This is a genomic window from Mesorhizobium sp. P3_B5 (genome assembly GCF_056402815.1).
The window spans coordinates 70,592-89,783 of the sequence record NZ_JBFUGR010000007.1 but is presented as its reverse complement, the minus strand read 5'-3'; the positions used below and the strand labels follow the sequence as shown (position 1 = coordinate 89,783).

Genomic DNA, 19,192 nt, shown 5'->3' with positions numbered 1-19,192 from the left:
CCTCGTCGCAGGTCTTGCATCGTCGACGGTGCGGGGTATGGTCCCGGCGATTTTTCGCGAAAGGGACCAGCATGGCCGGCTTCAAGACACTCGACGATATCGGCAACATCTCCGGCAAGCGCGTGCTGGTGCGCGTCGACCTCAACGTTCCCGTCGCCGACGGCAAGGTCACCGACGCCACCCGCATCGAGCGCATCGCGCCGACCATCGCCGAATTGTCCGGCAAAGGTGCCAAGGTCATTCTGCTCGCCCATTTCGGCCGGCCAAAGGACGGTCCCTCGCCCGAATTCTCGCTGGAGCCGATCGCCAAGGCGACTGCCGACGTGCTCGGCCGTCCCGTTGGCTTTGCTGCGGACTGTATCGGCGACAAGGCAGCGAGCGCCGTTGCCGCCATGAACAAGGGCGACGTGCTGCTGCTCGAAAACACCCGTTTCTACAAGGCCGAGGAGAAGAACGATCCGGCCTTCACCGAAAAGCTGGCAGCCAATGGCGACATTTTCGTCAATGACGCCTTTTCCGCCGCGCACCGCGCCCATTCGTCGACCGAAGGGCTGGCGCATCTGCTGCCGGCCTTCGCCGGCCGCACCATGCAGGCCGAGCTTGACGCGCTGGAAAAGGGCCTCGGCAATCCCGTCCGCCCGGTGGTCGCCATCGTCGGCGGCGCCAAGGTCTCGAGCAAGATCGACCTGTTGATGAATCTGGTGAAGAAGGTTGACGCGCTGGTCATCGGCGGCGGCATGGCCAACACCTTCCTTGCCGCGCGCGGCACCGATGTCGGCAAATCGCTGTGCGAGCATGATCTGGCCCCGACCGCCAAGCAGATCATGATCGAGGCAGCCGAGGCTGGCTGCGCCATCATCCTGCCGGTCGACGGCGTCGTCGCCCGGGAATTCAAGGCGGGCGCCGCCAGCGAGACCGTCGCCATCGCCGACGTGCCGGCCGACGGCATGATCCTCGATGTCGGCGAAAAGACCGTGAAGACCATCGCCGAATGGATCGACCGCGCCGCGACGCTGGTCTGGAATGGCCCGCTTGGCGCCTTCGAGATCGAGCCCTTCGACCACGCCACGGTGGCGGCGGCCAAGCACGCAGCGGCGCGCACCAAGGCCGGCAAGCTGGTCTCGGTCGCCGGCGGTGGTGATACGGTGGCGGCACTCAACCATGCCGGGGTTGCCGACGACTTCACCTATGTCTCGACCGCAGGCGGCGCCTTCCTGGAATGGATGGAAGGCAAGCCGCTGCCCGGCGTCGACGTGTTGAAGCACTGAGGCGATCACCACGAGAGCGAACAGCGGCGCCGGGGACTTTCAAGCGATTCGAGCTTTCCGGCGCCATTCCTTTGGCGGTAGAGTTCCGTTGGCACGGAAAACCGTTTTAGGAGAAGCAGCATGAGCGAACGTCTCGAAGACATTGCCGCCGCGATCGTGGCCGATGGCAAGGGCCTGCTGGCGGCCGACGAAAGCTCCGGCACCATCAAGAAGCGTTTTGACGTCATCGGCGTCGAATCCACCGCCGACAGCCGCCGCGACTATCGCGAGATGATGTTCCGCGCCAAGGATGCGATGACAAAATACATCTCCGGCGTCATCCTCTATGACGAGACCATTCGCCAGAAGGCCGCCGACGGCACGCCGCTGGTTGACATCATCAAGGCCGCCGGCGCCATTCCCGGCATCAAGGTCGACGCCGGCGCCAAGCCGCTGGCCGGCTTTCCCGGCGACACCGTCACCGAAGGCCTCGACGGCCTGCGCGAACGGCTCGCCGACTACTACAAGCTCGGTGCCCGCTTCGCAAAATGGCGCGCGGTGATCGACATCGACACCGGCAAGGGCGTGCCCTCGTCAAATTCGATCAACTCGAACGCCCATGCGCTGGCCCGCTATGCAGCACTTTGCCAGGAGGCCGGCATCGTGCCGATCGTCGAGCCGGAGGTGCTGATGGACGGCGCCCACGACATCGACACCTGCTGCGAAATCTCGAAGGCGACGTTGATAAAACTCTATGACGAGCTCCATGCGGCCGGCGTCGTGCTGGAAGGCACCATCCTGAAGCCGAACATGGTTCTCGCCGGGAAGAAATCGGGCAAGGTGAGCAGCCCCGAGGAAGTCGCCGAAAAGACCATAAAGCTGTTCCGCCAGACGGTGCCTTCCGCGGTGCCGGGTATCGCTTTTCTCTCCGGCGGCCAGGAGGACGAGGAGGCGACCGCCAACCTCAACGCCATCAATGCCATCGGCCCGCATCCTTGGAAGCTGACCTTCTCCTATGGCCGCGCCTTGCAGGCGGCGCCGCAAAAAGCCTGGGGCGGCAAGGCTGCCAATGTGGCTGCCGGCCAGGCCGCCTTCGCCCACCGCGCCCGCATGAACCATCTGGCGGCGCTCGGAAAATGGCAGGCGAGCCTGGAAAAGGCCGCCTGACCCCGACGCGCCTGTCTTGATCCGGACCCGGGCCGATGCGCCCGGGTTTTGATTTGCAGCCGCCCGGCTTGGGGGGCGGCATCTGCATGCCTATCTCCTCCCTAAAAAGGCTGGCGGCGATGTCGGCTTGCGCCGAACCCGAACGTCCTTGGGGTGAATGACAGGGAGAAGCTCATGCATCGCAACAAGGTCGTTTCGCGCGAAGACTGGTTCGAGGCGCACAAGGCGCATCTGGCGCGCGAGAAGGAATTGACGCGGTTTCGCGACGCATCGCCGCCGAGCGCAGGGAATTGCCCTGGCTGAAAATCCGCAAGGACTATGTCTTCGAGACCGAACAGGGACCGAAGCGGTTGGCCGACCTGTTCGCCGGCAAAAGTCAGCTGATTGTCTACCACTTCATGTTGGGGCCAGGCGCCGATCACCGCTGCGAAGGCTGTTCCTTCCTTGCCGACCATATCGACGGCGCCAACCAGCATCTCAGGAACCACGACGTGTCGCTGGTCGTGGTGTCGCGTGCGCCGCTGGCCGAACTGCTCCCCTACAAGCAGCGCATGGACTGGAAATTCGACTGGCTGTCGTCCTACGCCTCGGACTTCAACTTCGACATGCAGGTGTCCTTCACCGACAAGCAGATCGCAGCCGGCGACACCACTTACAATTTCGAGACCCGTCCCCGGACGTCGAAGGAACTTCCCGGCAGCAGCGTGTTCTACAGGGACGAGAAAGGCGACATCTTCCTGACCTTCATGTCGCGCTCCAGGGGCGGCGATCCGCTGATCGGCGCCTATCACTATCTCGATATGACGCCGAAAGGCCGCAACGAGGCAGGTCCCTACCATAGCCTGATGGACTGGGTGCGGTTGCACGACGAGTATGGCGACAGGTCCGGGAGACAGAGCGACGACTGCTGCGACCAAAGCAGAGCCTGACACCGGCCGGCACAAGGTCGTTCACCCGCAACGCCAGATGCGCTAAGTCCACATCTTTGATTGTCTCAAGGTCTTCGCTGTGCGCCCTCTCGCCCTCCTCACCTGGCTCGCCTTCCCGGTCTACATCTGGCAAGGGCTCGGTGTGCGCCGCCGCACCTCTCGCATGCTGCCGGCGCAAGGCCCGGTCATGCACGATGTCGCCGGCAAGGCGCCGGCGATCTCGCTTCTGGTGCTGGGCGATTCCTCCGCTGCCTCGGTCGGCATCGGCAATTCGGAGAACGGGCTTGCCGCGCAACTGGCAGCGCTGATTGCTCAACGCACCGGCCGTGCCGTGCGCTGGCGGGCGGCTGGTTTCAATTCGGCGACATCAGGCCAGATCCGCGACCACGTCCTGCCCAATCTGTCGGCCGATCCGTGGACGCATATCGTGTTGGCCATCGGTACCAACGACACCAAGAATTTTCACTCGGTGCCACGCTTCAAGAAGGAATTTGGCGGCCTTCTCTATGCGCTACGCGCCAAATGGCCGGAGGCGCGCGTGGTGTGGTCGCCGGTGCTGGAATTCACGATGGCGCCAGCAATGCCGCCACTGCTCGGCAAGATCCTCGAGATCCGCGCCAGTGAGATGAACCGCATGGGCGAGCGCCTTTGCTTCGAGCGCGGCGCGGTGCCGGCGCCACGCCTACCGATCCCCGACCCCGAGGCCGGCTTCGCGTCGGATGGATTTCACGCATCGGAGGCCGGTTACCGCGCCTGGGCGGAACATCTCGTTGGGCTGGTGATCGCCGAATGAACGGCCGGCCGGCCACTCTCAGGTCCAATGCCCCAGCACAGCCGTGATCGAGATCGCCGCCATCGCCAGCAGGGCCAGCTTCCAGAAATCGCTGCGCCGCTTCAGCCCCGGCCAACCGAGCGGCTTGATCAGTTGGATGGCCATCATGGCGATGATGACGAGGGCGAGGAGTTTCGACATGCCGCCTTTGACCAGCATCAGGGCCGGCTGTCAAAGCGCTCCTTCGCCTGGCCTGGCAGACGCTAGGCCAGCAGCTTGAGGCCGGCCTCGATCGCGGCGCGCTTCGGCTCGAGGAACGGCGGCAAGGCCAGCTTCTCGCCCAGCGTCTCCAGCGGCTCGTCGGCGGTGAAGCCCGGTCCGTCGGTGGCGATCTCGAACAGGATGCCGTTCGGTTCGCGGAAGTAGAGCGAGCGGAAGTAGTAACGCTCGACCTCGCCGCTTGACGGCAGGCGGAACTCCGCCAGCCGCGCCGTCCATTGATGCAACGTTGCCTGGTCCGGCGCCCGGAAGGCGACGTGATGGACGGCACCCGCACCTTGGCCGGCCGGCGAAAGACCCGGCTGCACCGCGACATGAAGCTCCGCCGCCGGCCCACCCTGGCCCATTTCGAAGACGTGGACCTGCCCCTGGCCGTCCGGCGAGGCATAGTCGCGCCCTTTGCGCATGTTCATCACCCTGGTCAGCACCGCCTCGGTGTTGGTTATGTCGGGAACGCTGATCACGATCGGCCCGAGCCCGCGTATCTGGTGCGCGGCCGGCACCGGGCTTTGCGCCCAGGGGTGGCTGTCACCTGCACCGCCATCGCTGACAAGACGCAGCCGCTGGCCCTCAGGATCCTCGAAATCCAGCGACAGGGCGCCCCCGATATCGCCGATCTCTCCGGTCGCGATATTTTCGCCGGCCAGGCGCTCTTTCCACCAGGCAAGGCTTTCGGCGCTGCCCACCCGCAGGCCTGTGCGGATAATGCTGTGGGTGCCTCGGCGTTCGCGCCCGACCGGCCAGTCGAAGAAGGTAAGGTCGCTGCCCGGCGTCGCCTCGCCATCGGCGTAGAAAAGGTGATAGGCCGACGTGTCGTCCTGGTTCACCGTCTTCTTGACCAGCCGCAAACCCAAAACCCTCGTGTAGAAATGAAGATTTCCGGGCGCATTGGCGGTGATTGCCGTCAGATGGTGAATTCCTGTCAGTTGCAGGCTCATGGTCGTCTCCCCAGGTCGCGGACCTGTTTTAAGGAAAATTGTTCTCCTCCCATATCAGAACGCCGACCCTGTTGCTGAAGGCCGCAAACGCCGACAGTCCGTCGCTGACGGCTGAACGACGTCGAACACACCGACACCGAAAGTGAACAATCGCCAGGCCTCAAACGCAACGCCGGCACAAGCAGCAAGGATCGTCAAAGGCCCTGAAAGCTCCTGACAGACTGCTGTCAGGAGGGGTGTGCGATGATGCCCTCATCAAAACAGAGGAGAGTCGCCATGAACGGTTCCACAATTCTTCGCAGCGTCCAGCACTATGTCGGCAAGATCCGGACGATGCGCAACGAGATCCGCACCCAGCGCTTCATGAATTCGCTGCCGCCGGACGTCCGCAAGGACATTGGTTGGCCGGATATGTTTGAAGGCCGCCACATCCGCGGCAATTGAGTTTTTTCGCCACGACTGTTGGATGTGGGCGTCACAACGCCCACATGACAGGTTCGGCGCGCATGGGATGGAGCAAGCGGTGCGCGAACAGCAATGTCCTTTTCATCGAAATGTTTGGCCGGCTGACCAAAGAGCATGCTGAAGGCTCCTGACAGTATGGTGTCAGGAGCCGCGTGCCATAGTGCAGCGATGTCAGGAGAGAGATATGGCGTTCATTCCCGCAAAAGCATCGGCATGGTTCGAAATACCGGTCACTGACATGGATCGGGCGCGCGCCTTCTACGCCTCGGTGCTGCAGAACGATCTGACCCTCGAAGAGAGCGGTCCCAATCCGATAGCCATGTTCAGTGCCCAGGAACGATTGGCATCGGGGCATGTCTATCCCGGAAAGCCGGCAGCGCCAGGAACCGGCCCGACCATCCATTTGTCGGTCGCGGCACCGATCGAGGACGCAATGGCACGGGTGACCGAGAATGGCGGCAAGGTCGTCTCGCCGGCGATCTCAATCCCGGCCGGTACGTTCGCCTATTGTCTCGACCCGGACGGCAACAGTTTTGGACTTTTCGTCTAGCGGGAACGCATTCATATGGTGAAGAGCTGGAACGACAGGTTGAACACGCCCGGCATTCACGGCGTCAAGCCGACGCCGCGCACGATGTCCGACGTCGTCGAAGGCCAGCCGATGCTGGTACCGACGGCACGTCAGGTCGACGATTTCATCCGCACAATTCCCAAAGGCGTGGATATGGATGTCCGTGCCCTGCGCACCGCGCTCGCCATCGAGCACGGTGCCGAAGTGACATGTCCGGTCACCATCGGCTATCATCTGCGCACTGTCGCCGAAGCTGCCAACGAGGATCTCGAGCGCGGCATGACGTTGAATGACATTGCACCATTCTGGCGAGTGCTCGACGCGAACACGCCGACAACCAAGAAATTGTCCTTCGGCACGGCATTCGTTGCCGCGCAGCGCAAGAGCGAAGGGCTGGAACCATAATGCGTGCCGCCCAAAAACGGGAACCGGTTTTGGGGTCACGACGTGCATAGAAACAAGGGACCATACGATGCGCCGCGCCGACAGGCTCTTCCAGATCGTGCAGCATCTGCGCGGTGGCCGTCTGGTCACCGCCCAGAAACTGGGCACGTGGCTCGAGGTTTCCGAGCGTACCATCTATCGCGACATCGCCGACCTGCAGTCGACCGGGGTGCCGATCGACGGCGAGGCCGGCGTCGGCTACATGATGAGGGAGGGTTTCGACCTTCCGCCGCTGATGTTTACGCGTGACGAGATCGTCGCGCTGGTCGCCGGCGCCCGCATGGTGCGCGCCTTTGGGGGCGCCGCCATGGCGCGGGCCGCCGAGGAGGCGCTGGTCAAGATCGGCGCCGTGCTGCCCGACGCCGAGAAGGATCGCATCGCCCGCACCGAGATCCACACGCCGATGTGGGTGGTGAGTGATGCCGCACGGGAAGCAATCGACCTGATCGAGCGCGCCGTCGAAAAGCGTCAGGTGCTGACCATCGACTATTCCGACGAGGCCGGCCGCGGCACCGCGCGCGATATCCGGCCGCTTGGCCTGTGGTTCTGGGGCAAGGTGTGGACATTGGTCGCCTGGTGCGAGATGCGCGACGATTTCCGCGCCTTCCGCATCGATCGCCTCGCCTCGGTGGTCATCGCCGGCCGCAACTTCAAGCCTGAGCGCGGCAAGCAGCTGACCGATTTCTATCGGGCGGTGGAGCGCTCGGAGGATTACGGCATGGCGCCGGACCGGGCAGCGCGAACCTGAAACCGTAAAAATCCTGGCAATAAAAAAGCCCGCTCGAAGCGGCTTTTTGCTATGCTGGATCGGCCTGCGGCCGACCGCTTCCTACTCTTCCTCGTCCGGATCCGGGTTCTTCGACTTCAGCGCCGAAAGCTTGGCGAAGACGGCATTGGCGTCGAGTTCGGCGTCCTCGTCCTTCGGCTTCTCCGGCGCCGGCACCAGCCGTTCGGTCAAAGCCGCCGGCAGCAGCGTGTCGCCAACCGGCTGCGGCTGCTCGCGGCCACGCGAGGCGCGGTTGACTTCCATGTCGAGGTCGATCTGCGAGGCGAGACCCAGCGTCACCGGGTCCATCGGCTGCAGATTGGCCGAATTCCAATGCTTCCTGTCGCGGATCTGATCGATCGTCGACTTGGTGGTGCCGACCAGGCGCGAGATCTGCGCATCTTTCAACTCGGGGTGGTTGCGCACCAGCCAGAGGATGGCGTTGGGTCGGTCCTGGCGCTTCGACAGCGGCGTGTAGCGCGGACCTTTGCGCTTGGATTCCGGCACCCGAACCTTGGGATCCGACAGCTTCAGGCGCTGGTTCGGGTCCTTCTCGGCGCGCGCGATCTCGTCGCGGCTCAGCTGGCCGGTCATGATCGGATCCATGCCCTTGATGCCTTGCGCCGATTCGCCGTCGGCGATCGCCTTGACCTCGAGCGGATGCAACCCGCAGAATTGCGCGATCTGCTCGAAGGACAGCGCGGTGTTGTCGACCAGCCAGACGGCGGTCGCCTTGGGCATCAGCAGCGTATTGGCCATTGCAAAAATCCTTCTCGTTCGCCCGCGTTCCCGCGCGGGCGGTGGTTTAGAGCCACCAAAATGGGAAATTCGCGGTCTGTATAACCGCTCTCAGGTCAAATCGCAACGGTTTTGGGAGGGCGCGCGGCAAAGGCGGCGTCAGCACAATCCGGGACCGGCCAAAGCCATGAACCCAACAGCTGAAAAGACAAAACCCGCCGGACAGGGTCCAGCGGGTTCGGAACCGGCGACGGCAAAGCGTCTGCTGCGGCTCTGGCTTCTAAAGCATGGTCCGGTTTTCGAACCGGACCAGGCTCGAAATCAGATCGCCTTGCGGGCGATTGCCTCGATGTCGGCGCGGTTGATGCCGAGATCGTTGAGCTGACGGGCGTTGAGCTTGTTCAGCTCGCGCACGGTTTCATTGTACATACGCCAGTTACGGTAAGCGCGGATCGGGTTCATGGTAGTCCTCCATTTGTTGGATCAATTCGTTTCGATGACGCTTAGATAGGCATCGCTGCCCACGAATTGAACAGACGCTTTTGCATGGCCGCAATGCAATTGTGCATTGCAGCATTAAGCCTTTCTTCAGCTTGTCTGGGCGACCGCACGCCAGGGCGCGTCGAGATTCAGGTCAGGCCGAGTCGGAGTCGAAGACGGGCGCGAAGCGACCAAACTGGGTGGCTGCCGAGAACCGGAGCGGAGCGTACTTTTGGTACGTGAGCACCGGCCTACGCCGGCCGTAGCCTTAACTGCCACGACCAATCATTGGTGCTTCGGCCGGCGAAGGCCGGAAGCGCAGGAAGCCGCCATTTGCAGGCCGGCCTCACCTGAATACCGATACGGCCTAGCCGACGTCGAGCACGATCTTGCCGATATGATCGCCGTCCTCCATCCGCTCATGCGCCCGCCAGGCTTCGCTGAGCGGAAAGATCATGTCCATGACTGGCGCTATCCTGCGGGTGCCGAGCAATGGCCACACCTGGGCTTCCAGCGCGGCGGCTAGTGCCGCCTTGAACTCGACGGTGCGCGGCCGCAGCGTCGAGCCGGTATGGGTCAGCCGCTTGACCATGATCTTCGAGAAATCGGCGCTCGCCACCGCCCCGCTTTGCACGGCGATCTGGACGATGCGGCCTTCGATCGCGGCGGCCTCGTAATTGCGCGCCACATAGTCGCCGCCGACCATGTCGAGGATGACATTGGCGCCCTTGCCGCCGGTGGCCTCCTTGACCGCGGCGACGAAATCCTCCTCGCGGTAATTGATCGCCCGGTCGGCGCCGATCTTCAGGCAGGCATCGCATTTGTCCTCGCTGCCGGCGGTGGTGATGACATAGGCGCCAAATGCCGAGGCAAGCTGGATCGCCGTGGTGCCAATGCCGGATGAGCCGCCATGGACGAGCAATGTCTCGCCCTTTTTCAGGCCGCCGCGCTCGAACACATTGTGCCAGACGGTGAAGTAGTTCTCCGGCACCGCCGCCGCTTCGGTGTGGGTGAAACCGGCGGGCAGCGGCAGCACGCTGCCGGCGGGAACCTTGACATACTCGGCGTAGCCGCCGCCGGGCGTCAGCGCGCAGACCCGGTCGCCGACACGCCAGCGCGATATCTCGTCGCCAAGCGCTGCCACCTCGCCCGACGCCTCAAGGCCCGGCAGGTCCGACGCGCCGGGCGGCGCTGGATAGGCACCCTTGCGCTGCTGCACATCCGGCCGGTTGACACCGGCGGCACGCACCCGGATCAGGATTTCGCCCGGACCCGGCATCGGCACGTCGCGCGTCTCCGGCTTCAGCACACGTGGCCCACCGGGCTCCGTGATCGCGATGGCCGTCATCCTGGCCGGAATTCTCTGTCCGCTCGCCATGAAATTTCCCGTCTTGCTTCGCCTGCTTGTGGCCGGCTGTTTGCATCCACGCCCTTGCCCTATGTATGCTGATTGCCAAATCAGGCAAATGGCCAAATCAGGGAGGAGCGACGATGGCGATCTTCGACGACGAACCCAAAAAGAAGGCACGACCGCACGAGATCGGGCAGGATCTGTCGTTGCTTTCGCTCAGCGAACTGTCCGAGCGGATCGGCATCCTGCGCGACGAGATTGCCCGGCTGGAAGCTGAACTCAAGAGCAAGGACACCACCAAGTCGGCGGCCGAAGCACTGTTTCGCCGCGGATAATTCCGGAAGCTGGTGCAGGCGCCGCCGAAAAGCCCGAATGCGACTGTCTTCAGACCTGCCCCATAACCCCAGCCGGATCCAAAAATGTTTGCAACCTACCGACCGATCCTTTCGCTGCTGCGCGGCACCGCTTTCCTGCTGGCGGCGTCGGGGCTGCACGGCCTGCTGTTGCCGCTGCGCGGCCAACTCGAAGGTTTTTCGACGGCATCGCTCGGCCTGATGGGCACGGCCTGGGCCGGCGGTTTCGTCACCGGCTGCTTCTTTGCGCCGCGCATCGTGCGCCGCGCCGGCCATGTCAGGGCTTTTGGCGCCTTTGCCGCGTCGGGCGCCATTGTCGCTCTGCTCACCGGCCTGATCATCGACGAATATTTCTGGATCCTGCTGCGCGCCTTCACCGGTTTCACCATGGCCGGCGCCTTCATGGTCATCGAAAGCTGGCTGAACGAGAAGGCCACCAACGAGAACCGCGGCACAGTCTTCGGCCTTTACATGATGGTCACCTACGCCTCGATCATGGGCGGCCAGATGATCGTCGCCGGCGGCGACGTGAAGTCCGCCTCGCTGTTCATGATCACCGGCATATTGTTTTGCCTGTCGCTGATCCCGACCGCCGTCTCGACGGCTTCGCACCCCAAGCCGCTGCAGGACGTCTCACTCGACGTCAAAGGCCTTTATAAGAATTCGCCGGTATCGGCGATCGCCTGCCTGTTGATCGGTATTGCCAACGGTGCCTGGGGCACGCTGGGCGCCGTCTATGGCGCCCGCATCGGCATTGCCACCCCACAGATCGCGCTGATGATGAGCCTTGTGGTCGTCGCGGGTGCGGCCATGCAGCTTCCGGCGGGGCGGCTGTCCGACAAGACCGACCGCCGTTTCGTGCTGGCGGGCGCGGCCTTTGGCGCCGCGCTGTTTGCTCTCGCCATCTTCCTGTTCGAACCGCGCTCCGCGGTCTTCGTCCTGGTCTTCACCGGCGCCTATGGCGCTTTCGCCTACACGCTCTATTCGATCGCGGTCGCGCATGCCAACGATCACGCACGCTCCGAGGATTTCGTCAAAGTGTCGGGTGGCCTGCTGCTGCTCTATGGCTTCGGCACCATGATCGGACCGCTGCTGGCCGCTGCCCTGATGGGCTGGATGCGGCCCGAAGGCCTGTTCCTGGCGACCGCGCTCGCCCATCTCAGCCTGGCCGGCTACACGCTGCTGCGCATCAGCCGCCGCGCCCCGGTGCCGATCGAAAACCGCGATGCGTTCAAGACCCAACCGGCCGATCGCTCGGTCACGCCGGAAGCATTGCGGCTCGACCCGCGCAGAAAAGATGAAACCAATGGTTGAGATTCGGAAAACTTTGCCTCACAAATGAGGCATGATCTTTTCCGATGCCTTCCTGGCGATTGCCGATCCCAATCGGCGCCATCTTCTCGAAGAGCTCCGGCGCGGGCCGAAGACCGTCAATGAACTGGCCGCCGGACTGCCAGTGTCGCGCCCGGCCGTTTCGCAACATCTGAAGGTGCTGCTCGAGGCCGGGCTGGTCAACGCCAAGGCCGAAGGCACGCGGCGCGTCTATACAGTCAGCAATGCCGGCTTCCTGAAACTCAACATCTGGCTCGACCAGTTCTGGGAAGCCGAGCAGCTTGGAACGCCGGGGGGCTGAAGCGTCTCGCCAGGGACTGACTGTCAGCCCTCGGCGGCCAGCGCTGCGCCCAGCATATCGAGCAACACGCCTGTACCATGTTCGCGGCTGGCGGAGTTGTCATGGCCGTCGAGAAAGGCGCCCTGCTCGGTCAAGACCAGCCGCGTGCCTTTACCTTCCGGGCGAAGGTCGATCGTCGCCAGCGACACCGAGATGCGGGCCTCGCCGAACAGCATATCGTAGCTGTAGACGATGCGCTCATTCGGCACGATGTCCTGGTAGACGGCGTTGTAGGTGTAGATCGGTCCGTCCTTCGGCCCGCCGGCATTGATCTCCCTGCCGCCGATACGGAAATCCATCTCGTGCCTGCTCGGGTTCGGACTATCAGGATCGGCGAACCAGCGCCGCTTGGCGGCCGGATTGCTGAGCGCGAAATAGACCTTCGCCGGCGCTGCCGGATAGAAGCGTTCGATGACGAAGGTGGAATGGACGACGGATCGTTCGGTCATGGTTGTCTCCTTCAGTTTTCGTCGATTTCATCTTTGGTTTGCGCCAGGAAGTCGCCCAGCCGGTCGAGCCGACGCTCCCAGGTCAGGCGCCGTTCGTTGATCCAGTGCTCGGCGCTCCGCAACGCTTTCGGCTCGATCTGGCAGGTGCGCACCCGGCCGAGCTTTTCCGTACGCACGAGGCCGCTCGCCTCGAGCACATTGAGGTGCTGGACGACCGCCGACAGCGACATCGCCAGCGGCTCGGCCAGCTGGCTGACCGAAGCCGGGCCACGCGACAGCCGCTCGACCATGCTGCGCCGCGCCGGGTCGGCAAGCGCCTGGAACATCAGGTCGAGCTGGGCGGTATCGTGCAGCATCGGGCTCAGCCGTTGTTGTAGGGAAAGAATTTGAAGTAAGGCTGCGCTTCCTCGATGACGCGGACGACCGACGGGCGTTGCAGCAACCGGTCGTGATAGCGCTTCACGGCCGGGTATTTGTCACCCAGCGGCTCGACTTTGTTGGCGTAGAACAATGCCGGTGCCGCGGCGCAGTCGGCCATGGTGAAGGCCTCGCCGGTCGCCCATGTCTTCGATTGCATATCCTGCTCGATGATGGCGTAGGCATTACGCAGTTGCGCGCGCGCCTCCTCGACCCCGAACGGGTCGATCTTGTCCTGCGGCCGCAGCCTGTCGGCGACGATCTTCTGCATCGGCGCCTGGACGTAGAAATCGTAGAAACGATCGGCCTGGCGGACCGCCAGCGCCAGGTCGATGTCGGCAGGAATGAGGTCGACCGGACCGGGATAGTGCGCGGCCAGATATTCGATGACGATGGTCGATTCCAGTATCGTGCGGTCGCGCGCATCGTCGCGCAGTGCCGGCATCTTGCCGGTCGGCGATATCCTCAGGAAGGCGGCGCGTGATTGCTCATCGCCGAGATCGACGATCACGGCGATGAACGGCGTGCCATTCTCGTAGAGCGCGATCAGCGGCTTCCAGCAGAAGGACGCCAGCGGATGGAGATGCATCGTCAGGGACATTGTCTTGCTCGTCTCTTTTCGTGGTTTGCAGATCTGGCCGGCGTCGGCGGCAGTGAACTCAACACTGAAGCATTTACTTAACTATTGCCGCGACCGTTTGGTGTCAAGGTCCCGCTCGGGCACTTATTTGGCTTGAGTGTGGGCGACGATAGCAGCGACGATCGTTGTCCAATCCTGGGGATGCAGTTCGTGGCCACCGCCCTCGATGCGGACAATCCGTCCGCCGGGCACGGCTTCGGCAAGGGCGGCGCCATGCTCGACCGGAAAGATCGGATCTGACGTCCCGTGGAGGACGAGAAGCGGGGCCTTGATCTCGTGCAGGCGCCCTTTCCAGTCCTCGCCGCCCTTCAGCGTGAAATGATTGGTCGCGCTCAGAAACCCGCCGGAGCGGTCATAGTCCTGTTCGACGAACGCCCGCGTCTTCGTCTCATCGAAGGGATGCACGGTGCTGGCGATCGCGTGTGCGTCCTTGACGATGAAGTCGACCACCTGCTCGCGGTTCGACCAGTCGACATCAGCCCCCTCGGCCGAGTGCTCCATGTAGGCTGCCGTCGTCCCAGGTAGATGCGACGTGTCGATCCCCACCGGCGAACTGCTGATCACCGTCAGCGAGATGACACGCGAGGGGTGTTTCAACGCCACCAGCTGCGCGATCATGCCGCCCGCCGACATGCCGACCACATGCGCCCTCGCTATGCCGTAGCTGTCGAGGACACTGACGGCATCGTCCGCCATGTCGTCGAATGTGTAGGCGCCCAACGCATATTTGGTCGACAGGCCGGTATCGCGATTGTCATAGCGGATCACGAAACGCCCTTCGCCGGCGAGCTTGCGGCAAAGCGCCTCCGGCCACCACAGCATCGAAGCCATGGCGCCCATGATCAGCAGCAGCGCTGGATGTGCGGAATCGCCAAACGTCTGCGACTTGATTTCGGGTGCTTGAGCCTTGGCCATGGGAATCTCCTCTCCACCATCTAAACTGATTGCATTTTGCAATCGGTTGCACGATAATAAGACTGATACGATAATGCAACCAGTTTTTTCTGGAGAGTCGCATGAGCCTCGATCACCGGTCCGGATGCCCGATCAATCTGTCGCTGGAAGTGTTTGGCGACCGCTGGAGCCTGATCATTCTTCGCGACATGATTTTTGGCGGCAAACGCCATTTTCGCGAACTGCTCAACGGCTCGATGGAAGGCATCGCCTCCAACATCCTCGCGGACCGGCTGAAGCGGCTGATGGAGCTTGGCATGCTGACCAAGGCCGACGATCCCAGCCACAAGCAGAAGGCGATCTACAGCCTGACCGAAATGGCCATCACGTTGGTGCCCATCCTGGCGCATCTCGGCGCCTGGGGCCGTGTCTGGCTGCCGGTCAGCGAGGAACTCTCGATCCGTGCCGAGCTGCTGGAAAAAGGCGGCCCGCCATTATGGGAACGGTTCATGGATGAGCTGCGCCACGACCACCTGGGGGCGCCTTCCGCCACGCCGGCAGGCGCCACCGTCCGCGCCACCTTGCAGGCCGCATACGAGGCCGTGGTCGCCCGCAAGGCGCAGGCGGCCGGGCGCCACCCGGTCTCCTGACCAACTTATTTTGCCATTTGCAGGCCGGCTCTGCTATCAAGTGACTGAAAATCATATTTTACGGGATTGGAAAACGCACTTGGTTGAGAACTCTAAGGACACTGCCCGCGCGCGGGCCGATTCGCGTTTCAAGAAGCAGGAAGAAGCAGCCACGGTCCGCCAGAAGGCGATGGCGGAATATGTCGCCGAAAGCGATGCACGCCAGGCCAAGACCAACAAGCTGAGGGCGCTGCGCCTCGCCAAGGAAGCCGAAGACCTCGCCAATGCGCCCGCAGCCCCGGTGAAGAAGCCGGCGCGCGCCAAGAAAAAGGTCGCCTAGAAACCCCGTCTTCTGCAGCAGGTCTGGAAACGGCTGGACGGCAACGCCATATCGGGACGGTGCCCGCAAACGGCATGATCCAGAATGCCATCGGCCTCCACTACGCCTCTTCACGCGAAGCAATTTCAACCGCAACCGGGATTTCATTTCTCCCGCTCCCGGTCAATGAATCACGCGTTCCAACAGGAGACTGCCATGACCGCCCTGACGCTCGACAAAGCCAAGCAAATCATCGATGCCGCCTTTGCCAAGGGTGCCGAATTGAAGTTCAAGCCGTTGGGCGTCTCGGTGCTCGACGCCGGCGCCCATCTGGTCGCTTTCCAGCGCCAGGACGGCGCCTCGTTCCTGCGCCCGCAAATGTCGGCCGGCAAGGCCTATGGTGCGCTCGCCATCGGCATGGGCTCGCGCCGCGTCGAGGCGTTCGCCAAGGAGCGCCCGCATCTGGTCGCCGGCATCTCCGACGTGTCGGGAGGGCGCGTGCTGCCAGTTGTCGGCGGCGTGCTGATCCGCGACAAGGCGGGCGTCGTCATCGGCGCTGTCGGCATTTCCGGCGACACGTCGGACAATGACGAGGCGGCTGCCATCGCCGGCATCGAGGCGGCAGGCTTCACCGCCGACCCCGGCTAAGCGTCTTTTGGCGTAGAGGCGAGGGTGCGTTGAGATTCAGGTCAGGCCGAGTCGAGAAGGGCGGTTTCCGAGAACCGGAACGGAGCGTACTTTTGGGTACGTGAGTACCGGAAGCGCAGGAAGCCGCCCTTCGCAGGCCGGCATCACCTGAATATCAATGCAGCCTAATTGAGATTGATATCCCTGCTGGCTGACCGCATCGAGACGGAGAAGCCGGCAAGCACATCGAACAGCGCGATGAGCATCAGCGTGAAGAAGACGGAGTGCGCCGCGCCCTTCACCAGCAGGAACTCGACCAGGAAGGCGACGAAGACCAGCGTCGACAAAAGATGGTCCATGATCGAGGCGTTTGTGGTGCGCACCGACTTCACCATTTCGAGGAACAGGAAGACCAGCCCGATCAGCACCATCAGGTCGCCGAGCGTCATCGAGAACACACCGCCCGACATCATCTTGAACGAGAAGATTTCGCTCGCCCACGGATCGTCGCCGCTGCCGAATATTCCCAGAAGCCCGAGATTGTAGAGCACGAAAGGCACGATCAGCAGCGGAATGGCACCGAACATCAGGCGGCTCCGGGTTGGACTGCCTTCTGTAGTATGCGCCCGGCGCCCGCCGTCAAGAATTTTCGTCGGCAACCGCAAACACGGAAAGAAACCGCGCGAAACAACGGTGTCAGCTGAGCCCGGCCTACATCCGTAGAGCTGGCCGCACGCTCACGCCCCATTCAGCTCAGCGATCAGCGCTTTAAACGCAAAAAGACCGGCCACTGGCCGGTCCTTTAGAACTCAAACCTTCGAGAAAGCTGGTCTCAGCTTTCCTTGGGCGTCAACACCTGGCGACCGCGATACATGCCGGTCTTCAGGTCGATATGGTGCGGACGGCGCATTTCGCCGGAATTCTTGTCCTCGACATAGGTCGGGGCCTTGAGGGCGTCGGCCGAGCGGCGCATGCCGCGCTTGGACGGAGAGGTTTTGCGTTTCGGAACGGCCATGGATATGCTCCACTACATGGTCAAAAAGCCCCGCCCGCCCTCGTGAAAGGGCCGTGTCAGGGGCCGAAATCTGAAGAAGTCGGGTGCCTATACACGCCTGATGTGGTTTTGGCCAGCACTGCGCCGAATTTTTTTGAAGCCGGCAGACTAGTGAAGACAGCCGACATAGGCGCCGGACCTTCCGGCGCGCCGCTCGATCAGCGCCGCCAGCCGTCTCAGCCCCGGTCCAGGCTTGGCCGGGTTGCGGGTGATCGGGTTGGGCAGACTGACGGCCAGCAGTGCCGCCTGGCGCCGTGTCAGCTGTTTTGCCGAGACACCGAAATGATGCTGGGCGGCGGCCTCGATGCCATAGATGCCCGGTCCCCATTCGGCGATGTTGAGATAGATTTCCATGATCCGCCGTTTCGACAGCACCGCGTCGAAATAGACCGCCAGCGGCAGTTCGACCACCTTGCGCACAGAGCCAAGCGGCCGCGACCACAGATAGAGGTTCTTCACCGTCTGCATAGTGATGGTCGACGCGCCGCGCGTCATCTCGCCGGCCAGCGCGTCGTCGACGACGCCGCGCAACTCGCCAAAATCGACGCCGCGATGGAAACAGAACTGCCCGTCCTCCGACATGATCACCGAATTGGCCAGCACTGGCGCCACATCGTCGATCGAAACCCAGCGTCGGTCGTAGCCGGAAAACGTCGCCAGATCCTTCAGCATCAATGTCGACACCGGATGCACGAAGGACGGCATGTAGAGGAAGGTCAGCACCGTCGGGATCAGCGCCAGCACAGCAGCCACGACAATGCCGCGCCGGACCCAGCGTTTGAGACCGATGCGGTTGCCGCCTTTCGGTCTCGCCGCCATGTCCAGCCCTTCGATTTCTTGATCGACGATCGGTTCCGCCAAGCCGCTCAACCCGTGCTACACCCCTGCTCCGGCATAATGGCGCTTGGCTTCTTGCGCAACGTCTGAGTGTCGGCTACCGCTCCCGGCTATGACGAAAGACGACCAAATCGCCTTCGAAACGCTGCTTGGCGCGCGCGCAGGCGCGCTGGAGGCGCTGCTGCGGCGGCTTCTCGACGCACGCACGCTTTCCGGCGAGATCGCTCGCCCGGAACGCCTGATGGCGGCGATGCGCCACGGTGTGCTGAACGGCGGTAAGCGCCTGCGCCCCTTCCTGGTCATGGAAAGTGCCGCCTTGTTTGCGGCCGATGGCGAGGCAGCACTTCGCGTGGCGGCAGCACTCGAATGCGTGCACTGCTATTCGCTGATCCATGACGATCTGCCTTCCATGGACGATGACGATCTGCGCCGCGGCCAGCCGACCGTGCACAAGGCTTTCGACGAGGCCAGCGCCATCCTTGCCGGCGACGCCTTGCTGACGCTTGCCTTCGACATCCTTGCCGACGAGGCGACGGCGCTGCCGGCGGAGCGCCGGGCAGCGCTGGTGCTGGCGTTGGCCCGCGCCGCCGGCGCCGGCGGCATGGTCGGCGGCCAGATGCTCGACCTCGAAGCCGAGCGTATCAGGCCCGACGAGGCCGGCATCATCCGGCTGCAGGCCATGAAGACCGGCGCGCTGATCCGCTTTGCCTGCGAGGCGGGCCCGATCATCGCCGGCGCAGCGCGCGAAGACCGCGACCGGCTGGCCGAATTCGGTTCGGCGATCGGCCTTGCCTTTCAGCTTGCCGACGACCTGCTCGACCTGACAGCTGATATCAGCCAGATGGGTAAGGCCACGGGCAAGGATGCAGCCGCCGGCAAGGCGACGCTGGTGGCGCTGCATGGCGCGAAATGGGCGCGGCAGCAGCTTCATGGTCTCGTTGACCAGGCCCATGCGCTGCTCGAACCTTATGGCGAACAGGCGGTTTTGCTCAAGGCTGCGGCCAAGTTCGTGGCGGCCCGCAACAACTGAGACTGCGCCCCGGTTAGATCGTCGGAAGCCGGTTTTAGAATTGTCTGCGTTGCGCCACCAATGGTCATACAATGACCGCGCTTGGGGCTCGACTGCAGGTCTGGCGGATATCATTTGCCACGCA

Annotated in this window: 26 protein-coding genes and 1 pseudogene; 15 read left to right on the top strand and 12 right to left on the bottom strand. The window is 63.2% G+C overall.

Annotation, left to right across the window (positions count from 1 at the left end):
- Positions 1–71: 71 nt before the first annotated feature.
- The 4 genes and pseudogenes from AC1DVW_RS19160 to AC1DVW_RS19145 all read left to right on the top strand — a co-directional run bounded on the left by AC1DVW_RS19160 (position 72) and on the right by AC1DVW_RS19145 (position 4,136).
- Positions 72–1,268 carry a phosphoglycerate kinase gene (locus AC1DVW_RS19160; RefSeq protein ID WP_477325095.1) on the top strand — a complete coding sequence of 399 codons (1,197 nt, stop codon included), beginning with the start codon at positions 72–74 and terminating at the stop codon, positions 1,266–1,268.
- A gap of 120 nt (positions 1,269–1,388) precedes the next feature.
- Positions 1,389–2,414, top strand: a complete 1,026-nt coding sequence (locus AC1DVW_RS19155; RefSeq protein WP_477325093.1) for a class I fructose-bisphosphate aldolase — start codon at positions 1,389–1,391, stop codon at positions 2,412–2,414.
- Between the two features lie 174 nt (positions 2,415–2,588).
- Positions 2,589–3,343, top strand: a pseudogene (locus AC1DVW_RS19150) (DUF899 domain-containing protein).
- Between the two features lie 79 nt (positions 3,344–3,422).
- The gene (locus AC1DVW_RS19145; RefSeq protein ID WP_477325091.1) at positions 3,423–4,136 is read left to right on the top strand and encodes an SGNH/GDSL hydrolase family protein; all 714 of its coding nucleotides are present in this window, start codon (positions 3,423–3,425) and stop codon (positions 4,134–4,136) included.
- Positions 4,137–4,154: 18 nt separating this feature from the next.
- On the opposite strand, the gene AC1DVW_RS19140 is transcribed toward AC1DVW_RS19145, so the two are convergent.
- Together AC1DVW_RS19140 and AC1DVW_RS19135 are read right to left on the bottom strand one after the other, a co-directional pair.
- Positions 4,155–4,316, bottom strand: a complete 162-nt coding sequence (locus tag AC1DVW_RS19140) for a hypothetical protein (RefSeq protein WP_195177932.1) — start codon at positions 4,314–4,316, stop codon at positions 4,155–4,157.
- Between the two features lie 62 nt (positions 4,317–4,378).
- On the bottom strand, positions 4,379–5,332 hold the full coding sequence (locus tag AC1DVW_RS19135; RefSeq protein WP_477325089.1) for a ring-cleaving dioxygenase: 954 nt from the start codon (positions 5,330–5,332) through the stop codon (positions 4,379–4,381).
- Between the two features lie 276 nt (positions 5,333–5,608).
- Here AC1DVW_RS19135 and AC1DVW_RS19130 point away from each other — a divergent pair, with 276 nt between their 5' ends.
- The 4 genes from AC1DVW_RS19130 to AC1DVW_RS19115 all read left to right on the top strand — a co-directional run bounded on the left by AC1DVW_RS19130 (position 5,609) and on the right by AC1DVW_RS19115 (position 7,560).
- On the top strand, positions 5,609–5,776 hold the full coding sequence (locus AC1DVW_RS19130; RefSeq protein ID WP_477246300.1) for a hypothetical protein: 168 nt from the start codon (positions 5,609–5,611) through the stop codon (positions 5,774–5,776).
- A 205-nt stretch (positions 5,777–5,981) separates the two neighbouring features.
- Complete coding sequence (locus tag AC1DVW_RS19125) at positions 5,982–6,347, top strand: VOC family protein (RefSeq protein ID WP_477246298.1); 366 nt, start codon at positions 5,982–5,984, stop codon at positions 6,345–6,347.
- A gap of 15 nt (positions 6,348–6,362) precedes the next feature.
- A complete protein-coding gene (locus tag AC1DVW_RS19120) occupies positions 6,363–6,773 on the top strand; it encodes a hypothetical protein (protein ID WP_477246296.1) in 411 nt (136 codons plus the stop codon).
- Positions 6,774–6,840: 67 nt separating this feature from the next.
- Entirely contained in the window at positions 6,841–7,560 is a 720-nt protein-coding gene (locus AC1DVW_RS19115) for a helix-turn-helix transcriptional regulator (protein WP_477246294.1), read from the top strand.
- Positions 7,561–7,641: 81 nt separating this feature from the next.
- Here AC1DVW_RS19115 and AC1DVW_RS19110 read toward each other — a convergent pair whose 3' ends face one another.
- The 3 genes from AC1DVW_RS19110 to AC1DVW_RS19100 form a co-directional block, all read right to left on the bottom strand.
- Positions 7,642–8,337, bottom strand: a complete 696-nt coding sequence (locus AC1DVW_RS19110) for a DUF1013 domain-containing protein (protein WP_477246292.1) — start codon at positions 8,335–8,337, stop codon at positions 7,642–7,644.
- A gap of 300 nt (positions 8,338–8,637) precedes the next feature.
- Positions 8,638–8,778 (bottom strand): DUF1127 domain-containing protein, encoded by a 141-nt coding sequence (locus AC1DVW_RS19105; RefSeq protein ID WP_477246290.1) that lies wholly within the window; start codon positions 8,776–8,778, stop codon positions 8,638–8,640.
- A 385-nt stretch (positions 8,779–9,163) separates the two neighbouring features.
- On the bottom strand, positions 9,164–10,174 hold the full coding sequence (locus AC1DVW_RS19100) for an NAD(P)H-quinone oxidoreductase (RefSeq protein WP_477246288.1): 1,011 nt from the start codon (positions 10,172–10,174) through the stop codon (positions 9,164–9,166).
- Positions 10,175–10,287: 113 nt separating this feature from the next.
- On the opposite strand from AC1DVW_RS19100, the gene AC1DVW_RS19095 reads away from it, so the two are divergent.
- From AC1DVW_RS19095 to AC1DVW_RS19085, 3 genes are all read left to right on the top strand, one after another.
- Positions 10,288–10,482: a DUF1192 family protein gene (locus AC1DVW_RS19095; RefSeq protein WP_477246286.1), complete on the top strand. Its 195-nt coding sequence runs from the start codon at positions 10,288–10,290 to the stop codon at positions 10,480–10,482.
- An 84-nt stretch (positions 10,483–10,566) separates the two neighbouring features.
- Positions 10,567–11,814, top strand: a complete 1,248-nt coding sequence (locus AC1DVW_RS19090; RefSeq protein ID WP_477325087.1) for an MFS transporter — start codon at positions 10,567–10,569, stop codon at positions 11,812–11,814.
- Between the two features lie 31 nt (positions 11,815–11,845).
- On the top strand, positions 11,846–12,133 hold the full coding sequence (locus tag AC1DVW_RS19085) for an ArsR/SmtB family transcription factor (RefSeq protein WP_477246282.1): 288 nt from the start codon (positions 11,846–11,848) through the stop codon (positions 12,131–12,133).
- Positions 12,134–12,156: 23 nt separating this feature from the next.
- Here AC1DVW_RS19085 and AC1DVW_RS19080 read toward each other — a convergent pair whose 3' ends face one another.
- The 4 genes from AC1DVW_RS19080 to AC1DVW_RS19065 form a co-directional block, all read right to left on the bottom strand.
- On the bottom strand, positions 12,157–12,621 hold the full coding sequence (locus AC1DVW_RS19080) for an SRPBCC family protein (RefSeq protein WP_477325085.1): 465 nt from the start codon (positions 12,619–12,621) through the stop codon (positions 12,157–12,159).
- Positions 12,622–12,632: 11 nt separating this feature from the next.
- Positions 12,633–12,977 carry an ArsR/SmtB family transcription factor gene (locus AC1DVW_RS19075; protein ID WP_477246278.1) on the bottom strand — a complete coding sequence of 115 codons (345 nt, stop codon included), beginning with the start codon at positions 12,975–12,977 and terminating at the stop codon, positions 12,633–12,635.
- Between the two features lie 5 nt (positions 12,978–12,982).
- Positions 12,983–13,639 carry a glutathione S-transferase family protein gene (locus tag AC1DVW_RS19070; RefSeq protein ID WP_477325083.1) on the bottom strand — a complete coding sequence of 219 codons (657 nt, stop codon included), beginning with the start codon at positions 13,637–13,639 and terminating at the stop codon, positions 12,983–12,985.
- A 123-nt stretch (positions 13,640–13,762) separates the two neighbouring features.
- A complete protein-coding gene (locus tag AC1DVW_RS19065; RefSeq protein WP_477325081.1) occupies positions 13,763–14,593 on the bottom strand; it encodes an alpha/beta fold hydrolase in 831 nt (276 codons plus the stop codon).
- A 101-nt stretch (positions 14,594–14,694) separates the two neighbouring features.
- Between AC1DVW_RS19065 and AC1DVW_RS19060 the strand changes: the two genes are divergently transcribed.
- The 3 genes from AC1DVW_RS19060 (at position 14,695) to AC1DVW_RS19050 (ending at position 16,168) form a co-directional block, all read left to right on the top strand.
- On the top strand, positions 14,695–15,222 hold the full coding sequence (locus AC1DVW_RS19060) for a winged helix-turn-helix transcriptional regulator (RefSeq protein ID WP_477325079.1): 528 nt from the start codon (positions 14,695–14,697) through the stop codon (positions 15,220–15,222).
- Between the two features lie 79 nt (positions 15,223–15,301).
- Positions 15,302–15,541, top strand: coding sequence for a hypothetical protein (locus tag AC1DVW_RS19055; RefSeq protein WP_477246270.1), 240 nt, complete (start codon positions 15,302–15,304; stop codon positions 15,539–15,541).
- A 195-nt stretch (positions 15,542–15,736) separates the two neighbouring features.
- Positions 15,737–16,168 carry a GlcG/HbpS family heme-binding protein gene (locus tag AC1DVW_RS19050; RefSeq protein WP_477325077.1) on the top strand — a complete coding sequence of 144 codons (432 nt, stop codon included), beginning with the start codon at positions 15,737–15,739 and terminating at the stop codon, positions 16,166–16,168.
- A gap of 164 nt (positions 16,169–16,332) precedes the next feature.
- On the opposite strand, the gene AC1DVW_RS19045 is transcribed toward AC1DVW_RS19050, so the two are convergent.
- The 3 genes from AC1DVW_RS19045 to AC1DVW_RS19035 form a co-directional block, all read right to left on the bottom strand.
- Positions 16,333–16,734, bottom strand: a complete 402-nt coding sequence (locus AC1DVW_RS19045) for a hypothetical protein (RefSeq protein ID WP_477246266.1) — start codon at positions 16,732–16,734, stop codon at positions 16,333–16,335.
- Between the two features lie 245 nt (positions 16,735–16,979).
- Positions 16,980–17,162 (bottom strand): 50S ribosomal protein L32, encoded by a 183-nt coding sequence (gene rpmF / locus AC1DVW_RS19040; protein WP_008834724.1) that lies wholly within the window; start codon positions 17,160–17,162, stop codon positions 16,980–16,982.
- Positions 17,163–17,309: 147 nt separating this feature from the next.
- A complete protein-coding gene (locus AC1DVW_RS19035) occupies positions 17,310–18,071 on the bottom strand; it encodes a biosynthetic peptidoglycan transglycosylase (protein ID WP_477246265.1) in 762 nt (253 codons plus the stop codon).
- A gap of 79 nt (positions 18,072–18,150) precedes the next feature.
- Between AC1DVW_RS19035 and AC1DVW_RS19030 the strand changes: the two genes are divergently transcribed.
- On the top strand, positions 18,151–19,068 hold the full coding sequence (locus AC1DVW_RS19030) for a polyprenyl synthetase family protein (protein ID WP_477325075.1): 918 nt from the start codon (positions 18,151–18,153) through the stop codon (positions 19,066–19,068).
- The last annotated feature ends 124 nt before the right edge of the window (positions 19,069–19,192 follow it).